Origin of the sequence: Campylobacter concisus (genome assembly GCF_902460625.1) — a bacterium.
In the GTDB taxonomy this organism is placed as follows: Bacteria; Campylobacterota; Campylobacteria; order Campylobacterales; family Campylobacteraceae; genus Campylobacter_A; species Campylobacter_A concisus_AD.
Window position 1 is genome coordinate 271,967 of sequence record NZ_CABPUT010000002.1, and the last position, 18,841, is coordinate 290,807.

The window sequence follows — 18,841 nt, forward strand, 5'->3', positions numbered from 1 at the left end:
ATTCATCTTTATATAAATATGTAAGATATCAATCGCAGCTGGCGTAATACCTGAAATTTCACTCGCAGCAAAGAGCGTCGGCGGAGCAAATTTCTCAAGCTTTTCGACCACTTCATTACTAAGGCCACTAACACTTCTAAAGTCAAAATTTTCAGGAATTTTTACATCCATCATATCTTTCATTTTTTCTATCTGATTTTTTTGCTCATTTATGTAGTGCTGATATTTACACTCGGTTAAAATTTGATCCACACTCGCATCATCTAAATTTGCAAATTTCTCATCAAGCTTTCTTAGTTTCTCAGCCGTAAAGCTCTTACGTGCGACAATCTTTTGAAGGCTCACATTTTGGCTTATTGGCTCTTCATCAAAACTAGCTAAAAGCTCTAAATTTTGCTTACTTGGCGTAATTTGCGTATTGTTAAGGTAAGCAAGTCCATCTTTTAAATTTTGCCTGATAGCCTCAATTTCATTAAAAGTCTCATCATCAATAAGTCCAAGCTCATGTCCATATCTGCCAAGCCTTAAAATGGCATTTTCCTCACGCAAAAGCAAGCGATACTCCGCCCTACTCGTAAACATCCTATATGGCTCTTTTGTCCCTTTTGTCACAAGATCGTCGATCAAAACACCAATATACGCCTCATCACGGCGCAAGATAAGCGGCTCTTTATTATCCAGTGAAAGAGCTGCATTTATGCCTGCCATTAGCCCTTGAGCACCGGCCTCCTCGTATCCAGTCGTGCCGTTTATCTGCCCAGCCAGATAAAGCCCTTTTACTTTTTTAGTCTCCAAACTATGTTTTAGCTGTGTTGGCTCGACGTAGTCATATTCGATAGCGTATCCATGCCTTACGATTTTTGCATTTTCAAAGCCCTTTACAGAGCGGAGCATCTGCACTTGCACTTCATAAGGCAAGCTAGTCGAAAAGCCGTTTATGTAGTACTCTGTCGCTTCAAGTGTCTGAGGCTCAATGAAAAGATGGTGTCTGTCGCGGTCGCCAAAGCGGTTTATCTTATCCTCGATACTTGGGCAATACCTTGGTCCTATACCCTCGATCTGTCCTGTAAAAAGTGGCGCTTTGTCGAAATTTGAGCGGATTATCTCATGCGTGGTTTCGTTTGTATAGGCGATGTAGCATGGCAGCTGTGTTGGTGAGAAATTTTTAGTTCTAAAGCTAAACGCAACCGGCTTTGCGTCGCCATCTTGCTTTTCTAAAATTTCAAAATTTATCGTTTTTGCGTCGATCCTTGGGCATGTCCCAGTCTTTAGCCTGCCTAAATTTAGCCCAAGCTCTCTTAGACTGCCGCTAAGATCTTTTGCACTTAGCTCGCCCACGCGGCCAGCTTCTAGCTTGTTAAATCCAACGTGGATTAGCCCGTTTAAAAATGTGCCAGTTGTAATTATTACCTTTTTTGCGTTATAAATGTTATTTAGGTGGGTTTTAACGCCGGTTACTTCGCCATTTTGGCTTAAAATTTCAGTGGCGATCTCTTGAGAAATTTCTAAATTTGGCGTATTTAAAAGCAAATTTCTCATATAAACTCTATATCTATCCATATCTATCTGAGCACGGCTACCACGCACAGCTGGGCCTTTGCTCTCATTTAGCACGCGAAACTGGATACCAACAGCATCAGTCGTAAGTCCCATCTGACCGCCAAGTGCGTCGATCTCTTTTACAAGATGTCCCTTTGCAAGGCCTCCAATGGCCGGATTACAGCTTGCAGCGCCTATTTGCTCGGCTAAGATCGTGATAAGTAAAGTTTGCTTGCCCATTCTGGCTGCTGCAAGACTTGCCTCAATGCCTGCATGCCCGCCGCCAACAACGATTATTTCATAATTCATGATAAATTTTTCCTAATTTTTTGATTGCGTGATTTTATCCAAAAGCATATAAAATTTAAATTTTTTAAAAATTTTTATTACCAAATTTAATGTAGAGTTTTTTATTAATAATATTTTAAATATTTTGCTGTTAGATTTACAAAATTTTTAAAATCACAAAGGTGTTTCTATGATGAGTTTATTAAAAGTTGCTGGCTTTTTACCCTACCTCGCGATCGCATTTTTAAATGCAAGCGTCGATCTAGCGCACAAAATCACCATACAAAATGTTCTTTTAAAAACATATGATGGCGACATACTTTTTATCTTAACAGCCGTCATAAACGCAATGATCTTGCTGCCATTTATATTTTTATTTTCGCCCTCAAGCTTTATAAATGATAAATTCTCAAAGACAAAAGTCATAAGAATTTGTGCTATTTTTGGCCTTGTCATTAGTGTCGCGGTACTTTTTAGCTATCTTGCAGGTGCTTTTGGCGTAGCTTTTGCACTCACACTCATACTAGCCGCTCAAAGTGCGATCTACTCGCCAGCAAAATACGGCATCATCAAAGCTCTAGTCGGTCCTGAGCGCCTTGGCACAGCAAATGGCATCATCCAAGCGCTCACCATCGTTGCGATACTTTTTAGCTCATTTTTATTTTCATTTATATTTGAAAATTTATACATCCAAGGCGAAAATTCAGAAGAAATTTTAAAAAGCGTCTATCCTATTGGCATCTTTTTAGTCGTATTTAGCGCACTTGAAGCGTACTTTGCTTATAAGTTACCTTGCATCGATGAAAAAGATGAAACAAGCGAAAATTTTGATATTAAAAAATATATTCGCCTTAGCTATTTAAGAGAAAATTTAAAAGAAGTAAGGTCAGATAAAAATATCTGGCTAAGCATCGCTGGGCTTAGTATATTTTGGGGAATTTCTCAGATCATCATCGCAGCTTTTCCAGCTCATTACAAAGCCGTTTTTAATGACGACAGCTCACTAGCAGTGCAAGCAATTCTAGCAGCAAGCGCCATAGGCATCGCATTTGGCTCATACGTGGCTGGCTCTATGTCAAAGCTTCACATCGAGCTTGGTATCGTGCCGATGGGTGCTATTGGTATATTTTTCTCGCTTTTATTTTTCGCATTTGGCTCAAGCATCGGCGTAGTGAGCCTTAGCTCATTTGCGTTTGGCTTTTTTGGAGGCATATTTATAGTGCCGCTAAATGCGATGATCCAGTACTTTGCCCCGCAAAAGACCACCGGCAAGATAATGGCGGCAAACAACTTCTTACAAAACGTCTCAATGCTGCTATTTTTAGCTATTGGCATAGGTTTAGTATATTTTAAAATTTCAACCACTGGGCTCTTTGTCTTTACAGCGCTTGTTTGCTTGATCGGTAGTTTTTACGCCATTTTGCAGCTTCCACATCTTTTTACAAGGCTACTTTTGTTGCCATTTTTAAAGACAAAGTACCGCTTTTTTGTAGAAGGACTTCAAAATTTACCACAAAGTGGTGGCGCTCTACTTCTTGGCAATCACATCAGTTGGATCGACTGGCTCGTGCTTCAAGCTGCAAGCCCAAGGGGCATAAGATTTGTCATGTATAGAACGATCTATAACAAATGGTATCTAAAGCAAATTTTTAAATTTTTTAAAGTGATCCCAATAGGCGCAGGGGCCAGCAAAGAGTCGATCGAGTTAGTTAGAGAGTGCCTAAAAAATGGCGAAGTGGTCGCACTTTTCCCAGAGGGTCACATCAGCTACAACGGCCAGATAAATGAATTTCAAAAGGGCTTTGAGCTTATCATCAGAGATCTAGAAGAAATTTGCATCGTGCCATTTTACCTTCGTGGCCTTTGGGGCTCGAGCTTTTCAAGAGCTAGTAAATTTTACAAAGACCTCACTTCTAAAAACGGCAGACGCGACATCATCGTCGCCTTTGGCAAGCCAATAACCACATTTATAAACGCTGCAAAGATGAAGCAAAAGGTGCTTGAGCTTAGCTTTTCATCGTGGGAGAGCTTTATCTCAAGGCAAAAACCACTAACAAGCGAATGGCTAAATAACGCAAAAGAGGATAAATTTAAAGAGTGCGTAAGCGACAGCACAGGGCTAAATTTAAGCAACTTGAAATTTATAACAGCTGTTTTAGTCTTTATCAAAATTTTCAAACGCGAGCTAAAAGATGAGAAAAATATAGGCATCTTGCTGCCTAGCTCAAGCATCGCAGCTATCGTAAATATGGCGCTTCTTGCCATGGGCAAAGTGAGCGTAAATTTAAACTACACGCTTAATGTTACCTCGCTGAATCACGCTCTAAGAAAGGCAGATATAAACACAGTCATCACCTCTAGCAAATTTCTTGAAAAACTAGCGCTTAAAGGCTTTGATCTAAAAGATGCGATGAGTGGCAAGGCTAAATTTGCAGAAGATCTCTCAGCCAGCGTCTCAAAAAAAGAGAAATTTTTAGCGCTTTTAACTGCATTTTTTGCCCCAGTTTGGCTCATCAAGCTTTGCTATTTTAAGCGTGTAAGCTTAGAGGATACGGCTACCATTTTATTTAGTAGTGGCAGCGAGGGCGAGCCAAAAGGTATCGAGCTAAGCCACAAAAATTTACTTGCAAATATTAAGCAAATAAGCGAACTTCTAAATTTCAAAAAAGATGACGTGATCTTAAACTCACTCCCTGTTTTTCACTCATTTGGGCTAACAGTCACCACACTCATGCCACTTTGCGAGGGCGTAAAAATGGTAAGCGTGCCTGACCCAACAGATGGAGCGACTATCGGCAAAATGGCCGCAAGACACAGCGCTAGCATCATCTTTGGCACCTCGACCTTCTTTAGGCTCTACACCAGAAACAAAAAGCTTCATCCACTGATGTTTCAAAGTGCCAGAATGGTCGTAGCTGGGGCTGAAAAGCTAAAACCTGAGATAAAAGACGAGTTTAGGCTCAAATTTGGCATAGAAATTTATGAAGGCTATGGCGCGACCGAAACGGCGCCAGTAGCTGCTGTAAATATGCCAAATATCCTAGAAAAAGAGAGTCTAAAAGAGCTTACATTTAATAGACCTGGCAGCGTTGGTATGCCACTACCTGGCACTATCATAAAAATAATCGACCCAGAGACGCTTGAAGAGCTAGAAACTGGCACAGACGGCCTCATCGTGATCGGCGGATCGCAGGTGATGAAGGGCTACCTAAACGACGAAGCTAAAACAAGCGAGGTCATCACGCATATAGACGGCGTAAGATACTATAAAACTGGTGATAAAGGCCACATAGATGAAAACGGCTTTGTATTTATCGTAGATAGGTATTCGAGATTTGCTAAGATTGGTGGCGAGATGATAAGCCTTGGAAGCGTCGAAGAAGAGCTTACAAAGGTGCTTGGAAACGACGTCGTCTTTAGCAGCGCAAACGTACCAGATAGCAAAAAAGGCGAAGCGATCGCACTTTTAGTAAAAAGTGGCACAGAGCCTGAGAATATCGAGCAAATTTTAAAAGAGAGCAACCTAGCTCCGATAATGATGCCAAGCTATATCTTCATCGTTGATGATATCCCAATGCTTGCAAGCGGCAAGGTTGATTTTAAGGGCGTAAAAGCTCTAGCAGTCTCACTTTTAGCGGAGTGAGGCACCGCCTCTTTTTTTGTAATAAAATAGCGCTAAAATACTACCCAGGTCGCAGTTGCGACTGACATTTGCATAAATCTTAAAAATTTTTTGCAAAGAGTTTTGTATAAAAATTTCTATTGCTTTTTAAATTTGGTGCAATTCGTGCGATTGTTTGCTAAATTCTGCCTTTACAAAATTTTACTGGCAGATCATAAAAGATGATGCTATACAAATAGTGAACAAATGGGCTATAACGTAGAAAAAGGTAACAAAGTGCTGCTAATTAAGATAAATTTTGCCCTAAATGAGCTTAGCAAGGAAGGAGCTTTAAGCGAAATTTCGCTTAAATACTTCGGTAAAGATATTTTAAATAAGGAGAATTAATGAATTTTAAGCCCATTTTTGGCTTGATCGCAGGTGCTTTTTTAGCTTTAAATTTAAATGCTTCAACTATCAAAAAAGGCGAACTTACCGTCGCAACTGAAGGTACTTACTCGCCTTACTCATTTTACGATGAAAAGGGCGAGCTAGTAGGATATGACGTAGATATTGCAAGAGCAGTAGCGCAAAAGCTAAATTTAAAAGTCGAGTTTCTAACAGCTCCTTGGGATGCGATGCTCGCGGCTTTTGATGCTGGTAAAGCCGATGTTGTATTTAATCAAGTTAGCATAAACGAAGATAGAAAGAAAAAGTATGGTATGAGCGTGCCTTACACTATGCCATATCCGGTAATTGTCGTGCATAAAGACAATAACGATATCAAAAGTTTTGCTGATCTAAAAGGCAAAAAGAGTGTGCACTCTGCGACTAGCAACTGGGCGGCGATAGCCGAGAAAAACGGTGCAACAGTGGTTGTGGCTGATGGCTTTAGCAAAGGCGTGGAGCTTATCATCTCAAAAAGAGCTGATGATACGATAAACGATAACGTTACATTTTTTGACTACATCAAACAACGCCCAAATGCGCCACTAAAAATCGCATACACAAGCAACGAGCCGATGCCAACAGCTGCAATCGTTAAAAAAGGCAACACTGAGCTACTAGAAGCGATAAACAAAGCGCTTGATGAACTAAAAGCCGAGGGCAAGATAAGCGAAATTTCGATGAAATATTTTGGAAAAGATATTTCAAAATAAAGGATCAAAATGAAATTTACAAATTTATTAAAAGTAGTAGCTGTGCTTGCAATGGCTTTAAATTTACAAGCAAAAACTATAAAAGATGGCGTGCTAACAGTAGCAACTGAAGGCACTTACGCGCCTTTTACATTTTATAATGACAAAAATGAGCTAGTAGGATACGACGTAGATATCGCAAAAGCAGTAGCACAAAAGCTAAATTTAAAAGTTGAGTTTCTAACAGCTCCTTGGGATGCGATGCTAGCAGCATTTGATGCTGGTAAGGCCGATGTTGTATTTAATCAAGTAAGCATAACTGATGAGAGAAAGAAAAAATATGCTTTTTCGGTGCCTTATACTGTAACATTTGGTGCCATCATCACTAGAAAAGATAATAACGATATAAAAAGCTTTGCTGATCTAAAAGGCAAAAGAAATGCCGACTCAGCTACGAGCAACTGGGCGAAAGTCGCCGTAAAATACGGTGCCGAGCACGTCGTAACAGATAGTTTTGCTAAAAGTATGGAGCTTCTTATATCAAGACGTGTAGATGCTGTTGTAAGAGATAACATCGTATTTTACGACTTCATAAAAGAGCGTCCAAACGCACCTGTAAAGATAGCCGCCTCGCTTGATAAGAAAGACTACACAGCAGCAGCTGTTAAAAAAGATAACGCCGAGCTTGCAGAGCAAATTTCAAATGCTTTAACTGAGCTTTCAAAAGAAGGCAAACTAGAAGCTATCTCAAAAAGCTACTTTGGCAAAGACGTCTCAAAATAAATTTATAAACCAACAAGGCAAAAATGGAAAATTTAGATAGAGTGATCGAGCTTGTTTCAAGCTCGACGCTACCGATGATCATCGCACTTTTAAAAGTGACGATCCCGCTTACATTGCTCTCGTTTTCGCTAGGGCTTGTCATCGCCATTATCACAGCAGTAGCAAGGCTTTCAAATATAAAAATTTTAAAATTTATATTTGCCACCTATGTTTGGATATTTCGCGGTACGCCACTTCTCGTGCAGCTTTTTATAGTATTTTATGGGCTTCCTAGCATTGGCGTCACGCTTGATACTTGGAGTGCTGCTACCATAGCATTTAGCCTAAACGTGGGTGCTTATGCCTCTGAGTCTGTAAGGGCTGCCATACTTTCTGTGCCAAAAGGTCAGTGGGAGGCTGCGATATCGCTTGGTATGACGCACTATCAAATTTTAAAGCGTATCATCGCGCCTCAAGCAGTAAGGATCTCGTTGCCACCGCTTTCTAACACATTTATAGGCCTTGTTAAAGACACTTCACTAGCAGCTTCTATAACGATGGTTGATATGTTTATGGTCGCTCAAAGGATCGCAGCAAGGACTTTTGAGCCACTCATCCTCTACATCCTAGCAGCGCTCATCTATCTAGTGGTTTGCACACTCTTAACCTATCTTCAATCAAGGCTTGAAAAAGCTGTTTCAAGGTATGTCTAATGGCTATAAATTTTAAAAATATAAGCAAATCTTATGGCGATCATTTGGTGCTAGAAAACATAAATACAAGCTTCAAAGAGGGGCAAACGACCGTGATAGTTGGCTCATCAGGTTGTGGCAAATCAACACTTCTTAGATGTATAAATTTACTTGAGATCCCACAAAGTGGTGTTTTAGAGATAGATGACAAGAGCGTAAATTTTAAAGAGAAGCTTAGCTCAAAAGAGCTTTTAGAAATTCGTAAAAAAACAGGCATGGTCTTTCAAAGCTTTAACCTTTTCCCACATCTAACAGCGCTTCAAAATGTCACCGAAGCTCCGATCTACGTTCAAAAAAAGGATAAAAACGAAGCAATAAAAGAGGCAAAAGAGCTTTTAGCCAAAGTGGGGCTTAGTCACAAAGAAGATACCTATCCAAACAGGCTCTCAGGCGGACAAGCACAGCGTGTGGCCATCGCTAGAGCCCTAGCTGTAAATCCATACTTTTTACTACTTGACGAGCCTACAAGCGCGCTTGATCCAGAGCTTGAGGCTGAAGTTTTAAAAGTCATCTTATCTCTTGCAAAAGAGAAAAAGTCTATGATCATTGTCACTCATAATATGAATTTTGCTAGAAAGATAGCTGATAGAATTTTGTTTTTAGATAAAGGCGTGATCGCGTTTGATGGCTTGGTAGATGAGTTTTTCAATAGCCAAAACGAAAGAATAAAAAGCTTTATCTCGGCTATGGATATATGAAAATTTTAGCTAGAAAATCTAGCTAAAATTACATTAAGCAAAGTAAGGTTTTATCTGCTCGATCCAAGCTGAAATTCTACCCTCAGTTTTGTCACTTTGGTTATCAGCATCAAGTGCTAGACCTACAAATTTTCCATTTCTAACAGCATCAGAGCCATCAAATGTATAGCCATCAGTGCTAACCTCACCAACTACCTTTGCGCCAGCTTTTACGACCTCATCATAAAGCTTTGCCATGCCGTTACAGTACTCATCAGAGTAGCTCTCGCTATCACCCATACCAAAAACAGCGACTGTTTTTCCGCTTAGATTTAATGCTTTAAAGTCAAACGCATCCCAGTCATCTTGAAGATCGCCACTACCCCAGGTTGATGTACCAAGGATGAGCTTATCAAAGCTATTTAGTTTCGCTGCGTCTACATCAGCAACGTTTAAAAGCTCATTTTCAAGGCCTAGACCCTCACTTATAAGTTTTGCTGCATCTTCAGTATTTCCCATGCTACTTCCATAAACTATACCTATCATTTTTATCCTTTTTAAAAAATTTTACTAATAATCGTATAAGGCACAAGCTTGATCAAACCTCTCGCACAACAGTGCCTAACCTCAACGTGTCGCCTAAATTCCTCATTTCTAGGAAAAACGATATAAACCATCTCGCACTCGTGATCAAGCACACCGACGGCTCTATCTATATCGTCGTTTAAATTTCTCATATCATCAAAGCTCACTTTTTTAAAGCTTGGCATGACGCTGAGCAAATTTTTACCATCTTTTTTGACCGAAATGACACCGCCATTTAGCACGACCTCTTTATCTTGATGGCGGAGGCGTATTTTATCATAAACAAATTGACAAAACATCTGTGCCGCATCGATGCAAAGCTCAAATTTGCCACTTGCGTAAAGCATTTTTATCATCTTTGCAGCTGCCATTCTTGGCTCTTTTGCTATAAATTTGATCTTTGAAAAGTCGCCTTTTAAATAAGCATTTATGATGATATTTGATGGAATACAAAAGCGATCTGCTGGCTTAAAATTTAGACATTTTTCACGAAGTAAGAAATTTATCCTAGCTTCAAAAATTTCTTTGAAATTTAGAAATTTGGCGTAAGAAAGCGGTATTTTTAGCTCACTTTCTACGCCAGAATTATAAAGTGCAATAAAAATTTTTGCACGTGAAAGCCTATCAAGCTTTGCAAAAATATTTGGAGTTATTTCGCCAATATCTGATAAAAGCCCGAATCTCATTGATTATTCTTTGCATCCAAATTCCTTATCTAGCCCAAAGACCTTGCAGTACTCGCAAAATACGCAACTAACGCTTCTTTTTGCACAAACAATTGGAATATTTCTCTTTTTTGCTTGAGTTTTAATAGTCTTCATAGTGTTGTGGTTTAAAAAACTAGTTAGCATCACCACACACTCGGTATCTTGAGGGATTGGCTTACGATTTACACGGTTTTCATTTCTAGCATCCCAGTGTTCTATCTTCTCAGCTCCCAAATCATGTAAAACTGCCTTGATAGGCGTTATCTCATCTGCACCGATAACTAAAACTGACATAATAAGCTCCTAAAATTTATTCATTTTCTGATAATGATTATAAGGAAGCTTAACTAAAATTTTTCTTAGTTATGATATTTATTATCACTTATATGTAGAAATTTGTAACGTTTTACTTAGATATTTAAACATCTAAACTCTTTTAATCTTAGATACCGCAAACAAAAATATGATAAGTCCGCTTGCGGCAAAAAAACTACCGACATTGCCGATATTTTGCTCGCCTAAATGAACTATCGTTTGATGCCCTATTAGCGCCCCTGCTCCGATGCCTATGTTATAAATAGCCGAAAATATCGCCATTGCAGCATCAGTTGCATTTAAGGCAAGATTTAGCACTTTTATTTGAAAGCTCATATTTACACCAGCTATGCCAAGCCCCCAAACAAAGGCCAAGACTAGCATTAAAACTTCATTTTTAGCAATAAAATTTAACACAAGCAAGCAACATAAAATAAGCATGATAGAAATTGCTGAAAATGCATTTGGAATAAGCTTATAAAATTTAGAGAAAAGCAGGCTTGCAACTACACCAGCAACGCCAAATATAAGCAAGAATATTGTGATAAATTTCCCATCAAAGCCACTGATATCTTTTGCAAATGGCTCAATGTAGCTATAGGTGCTAAAATGCGCGCTTATGATAATTGCCGTTAGTAAAAATATGACCATTAAAAGGCCATTTCTTGCAAGCTCTGGCAAGCTTTTAAGCGAGCCTGAGTTTTTACTTGGCAGAAGTGGCAAAATTTTATATAGCCAAGCTCCAACACCAACAGCAAAAATTCCAATCAGTCCAAAGGTCACACGCCAACCAAGTGCGTCACCTAAAATTCTTCCAAGTGGAAGACCAAGTATCATCGCTAGCGATGTACCAAGAGCTAGCAATCCAAGAGCTTGCGAGCTTTTATTTATCGGAGCTAGCCTAACAGCAAGTGAAGCAGTGATAGCCCAAAAAATGGCATGAGCAATAGCTATCATCAACCGAGCAATAATTAAAATTTTAAAATTCCAAGCAAAGGCACAAAGCGTATGAGCTACAACAAATACGATAAAAACTTTTAAAAGAAGAGATCTTCGCTCTAAATTTGCAGTTAAAAGCATAAGCGGTAAAGAGAGTATAGTGACGCTCCACGCATAAATCGTGATGATAAGACCGGTATCAGCCGTGCTCATATCAAAGTCTTTTGCAATATCACTTAAAAGTGGCACTGGGACAAACTCAGTAGTGTTAAATATAAAAGCACAAAAAGCAAGAGCTATAACCCTTAAATAGGCTACCTTATGAACACTTATCAAATTTTATCCTTAAATTTTTTCATTACGGTAATGGAATTTTATTTAAAGTTAGTAATTTAAAAGGCAAAATCCTCAGAATTTATTAATGACATAGATTAATAGTAGATTTTGGAAACTATCTCTATAATAAAAGATTTTTAAAAATCGTAAGAAAATTTAAGGCGGAAAAATGGCTAAAATAATGAAAACTATGGACGGAAACGAGGCTGCGGCGCACGCAGCTTACGCATTTACCGAGGTTGCGGGCATCTACCCGATCACTCCTAGCTCGCCGATGGCTGATTACACCGATATGTGGGCGGCTCAGGGCAAGAAAAATTTATTCGGCATGCCCGTTAAGGTAGTCGAAATGCAAAGCGAAGGCGGGGCTGCGGGCACCGTGCACGGCTCGCTGCAAGTAGGCGCGCTAACTACAACGTACACGGCTTCGCAAGGACTTTTGCTAAAAATCCCCAATATGTACAAAATCGCAGGCCAGCTACTACCCGGTGTCATCCATGTGAGCGCGCGCTCTATCGCGGCTCAGGCGCTTTCTATCTTCGGCGATCATCAGGACATTTATGCCTGTCGCCAAACGGGCTTTGCTATGCTAGCAAGCGGCTCCGTGCAAGAAGTCATGGATATCGCGGGTGTCGCGCATCTAGCGGCTATCAAGGGTCGCGTGCCGTTTTTGCACTTTTTCGACGGGTTTCGTACTAGCCACGAGATACAAAAGGTCGAGGTGCTTGACTACGCGCACTTTGATAGACTTCTTGACCGCGAGGCGCTACAAAAATTTAGAGACGAGGCGCTAAGCCCCGAAAACCCGAAAACTCGCGGTACGGCACAAAACGACGACATCTACTTCCAGACGCGCGAGCTAGCCAACCGCTACTACGACGCGGTGCCTGATATCGTGGCCGAATATCTAAAAGAAATTTCAAAAATCACGGGACGCGACTATCGTCCGTTTAATTATTACGGCGATCCGCACGCTACGCGCATTGTGGTCGCGATGGGCTCCGTTACGCAAACTCTAGAAGAGGTCGTCGATCACCTGCGCGCAAAGGGCGAAAAAGTAGGTGTACTAAAAGTGCATCTATACCGTCCGTTTAGTCTAAAATACCTCTTTGACGTGATGCCTGAGACGGTAGAAAAGATCGCCGTGCTAGACCGCACCAAAGAGCCCGGAAGCCTCGGCGAGCCGCTATATCTGGACGTCAAGGCGGCGTTTTACGGACGCAAAAATCAGCCCGTGATCGTAGGCGGTCGCTACGGTCTAAGCTCAAAAGACGTCGATCCTGCTCAGATGCTAGCCGTCTTTGAAAATTTAAATTTAGAGGGGCCCAAAAACGGCTTTACCGTTGGAATCGAGGACGACGTGACCTTCACCTCGCTAAAAGTCGGCGAGAAAATTTCGCTAAGCGACGCAAGCGTGAAAGAGTGCCTATTTTACGGTCTTGGCGCGGACGGTACCGTTGGGGCGAATAAAAACTCAATCAAAATCATCGGCGATAAAACCGAGCTTTACGCGCAGGCGTATTTTGCCTACGACAGCAAAAAATCGGGCGGCTACACGCGCTCGCATTTGCGTTTCGGTAAAAACCCTATCCGCTCGACTTACCTTGTCTCAAATCCGCACTTCGTAGCCTGCTCGGTCGCGGCGTATCTTGAAATTTACGATGTCATAGACGGTATCCGCGAGGGTGGAACATTCCTGCTAAACTCGATCTGGGACGCCGAGCAGACGGTTGCTAAACTGCCGAATAAAGTAAAGAAAATTTTGGCCGAGAAAAGAGTAAATTTCTACATCATCAACGCCACTAAGTTAGCTCGCGAGATCGGGCTAAAAAACCGCACGAACACCATCATGCAGTCGGCGTTTTTCAAGCTCGCGGACATCATTCCGTTTGCCGACGCGCAAAAATACATGAAAGAGTACGCGCACAAAGCCTACGCCAAAAAGGGCGAAGCGATCGTAGAGATGAACTACAAGGCCATCGACATGGGCGCGGACGGGCTGGTCAAGGTCGCGGTTGATCCTAGCTGGGTAAATTTGACGGATGACGCGAGCGCGGAGGAAAAATACGTCGGCGACGAATTTATAGAAAAAATCGTCAAGCCTATCAACGCCGCCAGGGGCGATAGTTTGCCCGTTTCGGCGTTTGTGGGCTTTGAGGACGGACACTTTAAATCAGGCACGACGCAATACGAAAAACGCGGCATCGGCGTAATGGTGCCAAAGTGGATCGAGGGCAACTGCATCCAGTGCAACCAGTGCGCCTTCGTCTGCCCGCACGCGGTGATCCGCCCGTTTCTCATCGATGAAAACGAGCTCGCCGCCGCTCCGCAAACGGTGCAAGATCACGTCCTAGACGCCAAAGGCAAAGAGGTAAAAGGACTAAAATACAAAATCCAGGTTAGTCCGCTAGACTGCACGGGCTGCGAGCTGTGCGCTCAAAACTGCCCGAGCAAGGAAAAATCGCTCGTCATGGTGCCTCTAGCAGAGGAGATGGAGAAAAACGAGCAGGAAAACGCGGATTATTTATTTAAAAAAGTAACCTACAAAGACGACCTGATGAGCAAAGATAGCGTCAAGGGCGTGGGATTTGCGCAGCCGTTATTTGAGTTTCACGGCGCATGCCCGGGATGCGGCGAGACGCCTTATATCGGGCTTGTGACGAGACTATTCGGCGAGCGTATGATAGTGGCAAACGCCACCGGATGTAGCTCGATCTACGGCGGTAGCGCGCCTTCGACGCCTTATACGACGAACAAAGACGGCAAGGGCGTAGCGTGGGCGAACTCGCTGTTTGAAGATAACGCGGAGTTTGGCATGGGTATGAATGTCGCGGTCGAGACGCTGCGCCACCGCATCGAGGATGTGATGCTACGCACCAAAGATACCGCGCCAAATGCCATAGCTGCGCTATACTCCGACTGGATAACGCACAAAAACGACGGCGAAAAAACGACGCAAATCGCTAAAATTTTAACGCCGATTTTGGAGCAAAATTTAAGCGTAGAGGGCGTAAAAGAAATTTTAGAGCTAAAAAGATACCTCGTCAAAAAATCCCAGTGGATCATCGGCGGCGACGGCTGGGCGTACGATATCGGCTTTGGCGGTCTTGACCACGTGCTAGCTAGCGGCGAGAACGTAAACGTGCTAGTGCTTGACACCGAGGTGTACTCAAACACCGGCGGCCAGAGCTCAAAATCAAGCCGCGCGGGCTCCATAGCGCAGTTTACCGCTAGCGGCAAGCCGATGCAGAAAAAGGATCTGGGCTATATCGCGATGACCTACGGAAATATCTTCGTAGCTCAAATCAACTCAAACGCGAGCCAAGCAAACACGATAAAAGCCATCGCCACAGCCGAGGCCTACGACGGTCCGAGTCTCGTGATCGCGTATTCGCCTTGTATCGCGCACGGTATAAAAGGCGGTATGGCCTACTCCGGCGATCAAGGTGAGCTCGCGACCAAATGCGGCTACTGGCCGACCTATGTCTACGATCCGCGCCTAATCAAAGAGGGCAAAAATCCGCTCAAAATGACCTCAAAAGAGCCTGATTGGTCGCTTTACGAGGAGTTTTTGCTAAACGAAGTTCGCTATAACTCGCTTAAAAAGACGAATCCGCAGCACGCAGACGAGCTGCTGGCTAAAAATAAGGCCGACGCGCAAAGACGCTACCGCCAGCTAAAACGCCTAAGCCTAGCCGACTTTAGCGATGAGGTCGAGTCTGGTGCGCCTGAGAGCGCTGAAGATGCCTCCGCTACTAATACCGCAGCTGAATAGGACGCGAATTTCTCTCGCCTAAATTTGACGGGCGATGGAAAATATCTGTAAATTTAGCCGCTCGTTCGGGCGGTTAAATTTGCTTCCAAATTTGAAAATATCAAATTTAACGCGACAAATTTAAAAGGCGCAAAATGAGCCAAACCCATCCTTTTCAACCGATTTTTGATAAAAACTCTAAAATTTTAATCCTCGGCTCCTTCCCTTCCGTCATTTCTCGCAAGCTCGGATTTTACTACGCAAATCCGCAAAATCGCTTCTGGCGCGTGCTGGCCGGGATTTTAAACACTCCGTTGCCAGAAGGCACGGACGAAAAGATAAATTTTCTGCTCACTCACCGCATCGCTATCTACGATGCTGCGATATCCTGCGAAATAAAGGGCTCGAGCGATGCCAAAATGACCGCCGTCTCGCCCGCAAATTTAGAGCCGATCTTTAAAACCGCAAATATCACGCAAGTCTATGCAAACGGCGGTAAGGCGCACGAAATCTGCGAAAAATACCTAAAAACTCAAATTTTAAACGCAACGGGTAAACCGCCCCTCAAACTACCCTCGACTAGCTCGGCAAACGCAAATTTTAGCTTTGAAAGGCTCGTGCAAGAGTGGACGGTCGTCGCGGAGGCGCTAAAAGATGGCTAAATTTATCTATCTAAATTTAGCTAATTTACCTGCCTATTATCACAAACGGCAAAATCTAAAATAAAGGCGCCGCCAAATTTCGCAAACATCTATTTAAGAAGCGAGCAAATTTAAAAAGGCTTGTTCGCTTTATCGCTGCAAACAGCGGCATAAACCTCTAGCTAGGTACGACTGAGTTTTTGCGCGCGGTTTTTGTGAGCGAATAAATAACCAGTAGCATAATTAAGCCATACAGCAAGTTTGCACTTTTTTGCGTTGATTGCATTATTTCGTCGTATTTTAGAGCGGCTAGAGCCTCGGCATACGATTTTTGAGGAGCTTCTTTTTTCTGAACATTTTTATTACTCATGTTGTGATCCACAAAGTTCTCTGGATTATTGAATAATTTTTCTACAAAATCATTCAATAATGCTTTATCGTCATCTAATTCATCTAAAATCGTTTTTCTATTTTCGACTATAAAATCTAGTTTATTGTCTTTTTTGGTGTTGGTGAGATTTGCATCTAGTAGCATATCGTCTAGGCCGTTTTCATTATATCTTATGGTGTATTCTTTAAATTTGCTTTCGATCGCTTGTTCTGACGTAAATATGCCTATAAAAGGCGCTATCAAAAATGGCTTAGCAAACAATATGACAATAAACAGACTATAGTAAATCAGATATGACGGGCTATATTTAGATGCAGCAATAACAATGCGGCGATATATCAATAGATATGATGTAATAAAAAGTGCAATATAGGCAATATAATTAATACTAACCAAATAGACTACAAGTGCAGATATTAAAACAAGCTCAATAAACCATATAAGTACTTTTTTCCATGATATACTGTATTTACTGGTTTCTCTACATGTAGTAAAAAGAGCCCATAAAAGTACTAATAACAATATTGAACATACCCATTCATATGAATAATCAACAAGCCAAGTTAAAATGCAATTTTTATACACATAAAGATAAAATCCATAGACCGCAATAGTTAAAACCATAAAATTTATAATTCGTAGTAAATTTGTATGGTGGTCACTGATATTTCTATATAATTTTAACGTTATCAAATCTAACAAAATCTCGATACGATTTTTGCTTTTAGGTTTGGCTTCTATTTCATCCGCAGATTTTGTTCCTTTGCTATTTTCGCCATCTTTATCAAGAGTAAATTCTAATTCTAGCTCTTTGCAGTACAGTTCTAGGCGGTGAAACAAGCTTGCGTCTAGCGCATTGCCTTTGTTGTTTAAGTTGTATTTCATAAGCCTAAAACCATCTCTAAAATCGTTTGTTCTTTTTATATTATCGATGCTTTTATCGCATTTGATTTGAGTCTCGATAAGCTCTTTAAGCTCTTCGTAAGTAAAATCTGTTTTTGCATTTACAAAATTTAAAGCGCCGTTAAAAATGATTGACGAGAAATTAACCGGCTTTTTAAAAGCGACGCTATAAAAGCAAGCGACTTTTTTAAAATCAGCCTCGTGAAAATCGGCAAAATCCTCAAAAACTCTATTATTAAAATAAGCATTATCGTGAAAAGTTGCATTGCTAAAATTGGCATCTTTTCCAAAAGTAAGATTTATGTCTGTTTTGAAGTCTGCTTCTTTTTTAAATTTGGTATTTTCAAAGATTGCCGTGCCTTTAAAGTCTGCATTTAAAAACCGTGCTTCATCGTCGAAAGTGGCAGAGCTAAAGTCTACATCTGCCTTAAAAATGGCATTTGTAAAATCTGCTTTATTATTGAATTTGAATGCTGCATTTGAAAAGTCGGCTTTATTTTCAAAAGTTGTTTCTGTTAGTATTGCTTCGCTAAATTGAGTTCCGCAAAATTGCGCCTCTCCTTTAAATTTTGATTTATCTAAATTTACTACGTAATCAAATTTGGCTTCTGCAAAAATTAAGTCACTCTCAAAACAAGCTTCTTTGAAAAGTATTTCGCAGTTAATTATACTCTTATTAAAACTTAGCTTTTGGTTAAATATGGCATTGGTAAAATTTATGTTTATTCCGTCAAACTGCCTTGCGTGCAAATTAAGCTCGCAATCAAATTCGGCACTTGAGAAATCTAGAACGCTAAATTTCCCTATATCCATAGTAAATTTTTGCTTAAAATGTGCGGCTTCAAATTTTACCTCTCCCAACTCATTTTTTGTATCTAATTTAAAAGATTTATTAAAGATACTACTTGCAAAGGATATATCTTGTCTAGAGTTTTCGGATATGAAATCGCTGTTAAACGTGCATGCATGAAAATACGCATATCCGTCTACGTAAACTTCTTTTGCAAATTCACATCCGCCAAACGTGCTGTTATTGCTGATGTTACGTAAAAATACTTCGTTTTCAAATTCGCAAGAGCTGATGTTGGGAAGGTTGGAATTTGCAATTATAACCTTCCGCTTAATTTTATTTAAATGCTCTATAGATATTGAGTTATCCATAATATCGCATTTATAAAGGACAATATTAAATTCGTCGCTTTTCAGATATTTTTCTAAATTTATATGATTATTACGGTCCGATTTTTGATCTAAATAAAAACCTTTAAAAATAAAAAAAATCTGCTCATTGTACTTGCATTTTTTAATAAAGCAATCTTCACTGTTTTGCCCCGACGCATACAAAGCATCTATATTGCCGCTAAGAATCTCAAGCTTCTGAAGCCTTTTGAGTTCTTCTGGCTCAATTTTTTCTTGTGGTGCATCAAAAATTTTATCTATATCTAAACCCATTTTTAAACTTCGCTATCATGCACATGCTAAAAATTTACGTTATGCGAAATACTATCAAAA

At 40.8% G+C, this 18,841-nt stretch carries 14 protein-coding genes; 8 read left to right on the plus strand and 6 right to left on the minus strand.

Annotated elements, in window-relative coordinates:
- The coding region (gene mnmG, locus F3G69_RS01740; protein WP_149714273.1) for a tRNA uridine-5-carboxymethylaminomethyl(34) synthesis enzyme MnmG at positions 1-1,848 on the minus strand (1,848 nt) is incomplete at its 3' end.
- Positions 1,849-2,017: 169 nt separating this feature from the next.
- Between mnmG and F3G69_RS01745 the strand changes: the two genes are divergently transcribed.
- The 6 genes from F3G69_RS01745 (at position 2,018) to F3G69_RS01770 (ending at position 8,779) form a co-directional block, all read left to right on the plus strand.
- Complete coding sequence (locus tag F3G69_RS01745) at positions 2,018-5,470, plus strand: acyl-[ACP]--phospholipid O-acyltransferase (RefSeq protein ID WP_149714227.1); 3,453 nt, start codon at positions 2,018-2,020, stop codon at positions 5,468-5,470.
- A 225-nt stretch (positions 5,471-5,695) separates the two neighbouring features.
- Complete coding sequence (locus tag F3G69_RS01750; protein ID WP_199906714.1) at positions 5,696-5,836, plus strand: hypothetical protein; 141 nt, start codon at positions 5,696-5,698, stop codon at positions 5,834-5,836.
- The gene (locus F3G69_RS01755) at positions 5,836-6,588 is read left to right on the plus strand and encodes an amino acid ABC transporter substrate-binding protein (RefSeq protein ID WP_103576606.1); all 753 of its coding nucleotides are present in this window, start codon (positions 5,836-5,838) and stop codon (positions 6,586-6,588) included. The genes F3G69_RS01750 and F3G69_RS01755 overlap by 1 nt, the downstream gene beginning before the upstream one ends.
- Before the next feature lie 9 nt (positions 6,589-6,597).
- Positions 6,598-7,350, plus strand: a complete 753-nt coding sequence (locus F3G69_RS01760) for an amino acid ABC transporter substrate-binding protein (RefSeq protein ID WP_149714228.1) — start codon at positions 6,598-6,600, stop codon at positions 7,348-7,350.
- A gap of 23 nt (positions 7,351-7,373) precedes the next feature.
- Positions 7,374-8,042 carry an amino acid ABC transporter permease gene (locus F3G69_RS01765; protein ID WP_103635919.1) on the plus strand — a complete coding sequence of 223 codons (669 nt, stop codon included), beginning with the start codon at positions 7,374-7,376 and terminating at the stop codon, positions 8,040-8,042.
- Positions 8,042-8,779 (plus strand): amino acid ABC transporter ATP-binding protein, encoded by a 738-nt coding sequence (locus F3G69_RS01770; RefSeq protein ID WP_149714229.1) that lies wholly within the window; start codon positions 8,042-8,044, stop codon positions 8,777-8,779. The genes F3G69_RS01765 and F3G69_RS01770 overlap by 1 nt, the downstream gene beginning before the upstream one ends.
- A 33-nt stretch (positions 8,780-8,812) precedes the next feature.
- On the opposite strand, the gene fldA is transcribed toward F3G69_RS01770, so the two are convergent.
- From fldA to F3G69_RS01790, 4 genes are all read right to left on the minus strand, one after another.
- Entirely contained in the window at positions 8,813-9,304 is a 492-nt protein-coding gene (gene fldA / locus F3G69_RS01775) for a flavodoxin FldA (protein WP_087579226.1), read from the minus strand.
- 11 nt (positions 9,305-9,315) lie between these two features.
- Positions 9,316-10,029: a UDP-N-acetylmuramate--alanine ligase gene (locus F3G69_RS01780; RefSeq protein ID WP_149714230.1), complete on the minus strand. Its 714-nt coding sequence runs from the start codon at positions 10,027-10,029 to the stop codon at positions 9,316-9,318.
- 3 nt (positions 10,030-10,032) lie between these two features.
- The gene (locus F3G69_RS01785; RefSeq protein WP_002939277.1) at positions 10,033-10,344 is read right to left on the minus strand and encodes a DUF2325 domain-containing protein; all 312 of its coding nucleotides are present in this window, start codon (positions 10,342-10,344) and stop codon (positions 10,033-10,035) included.
- A 132-nt stretch (positions 10,345-10,476) separates the two neighbouring features.
- Complete coding sequence (locus F3G69_RS01790; protein WP_149714231.1) at positions 10,477-11,640, minus strand: sugar transporter; 1,164 nt, start codon at positions 11,638-11,640, stop codon at positions 10,477-10,479.
- 169 nt (positions 11,641-11,809) lie between these two features.
- On the opposite strand from F3G69_RS01790, the gene nifJ reads away from it, so the two are divergent.
- Together nifJ and F3G69_RS01800 are read left to right on the plus strand one after the other, a co-directional pair.
- Positions 11,810-15,415, plus strand: a complete 3,606-nt coding sequence (gene nifJ, locus F3G69_RS01795) for a pyruvate:ferredoxin (flavodoxin) oxidoreductase (protein ID WP_149714232.1) — start codon at positions 11,810-11,812, stop codon at positions 15,413-15,415.
- A 134-nt stretch (positions 15,416-15,549) separates the two neighbouring features.
- Positions 15,550-16,056 carry a DNA-deoxyinosine glycosylase gene (locus F3G69_RS01800; protein WP_103599909.1) on the plus strand — a complete coding sequence of 169 codons (507 nt, stop codon included), beginning with the start codon at positions 15,550-15,552 and terminating at the stop codon, positions 16,054-16,056.
- Positions 16,057-16,213: 157 nt separating this feature from the next.
- Here F3G69_RS01800 and F3G69_RS01805 read toward each other — a convergent pair whose 3' ends face one another.
- Positions 16,214-18,781: a pentapeptide repeat-containing protein gene (locus F3G69_RS01805; protein WP_149714233.1), complete on the minus strand. Its 2,568-nt coding sequence runs from the start codon at positions 18,779-18,781 to the stop codon at positions 16,214-16,216.
- Positions 18,782-18,841: the final 60 nt, after the last annotated feature.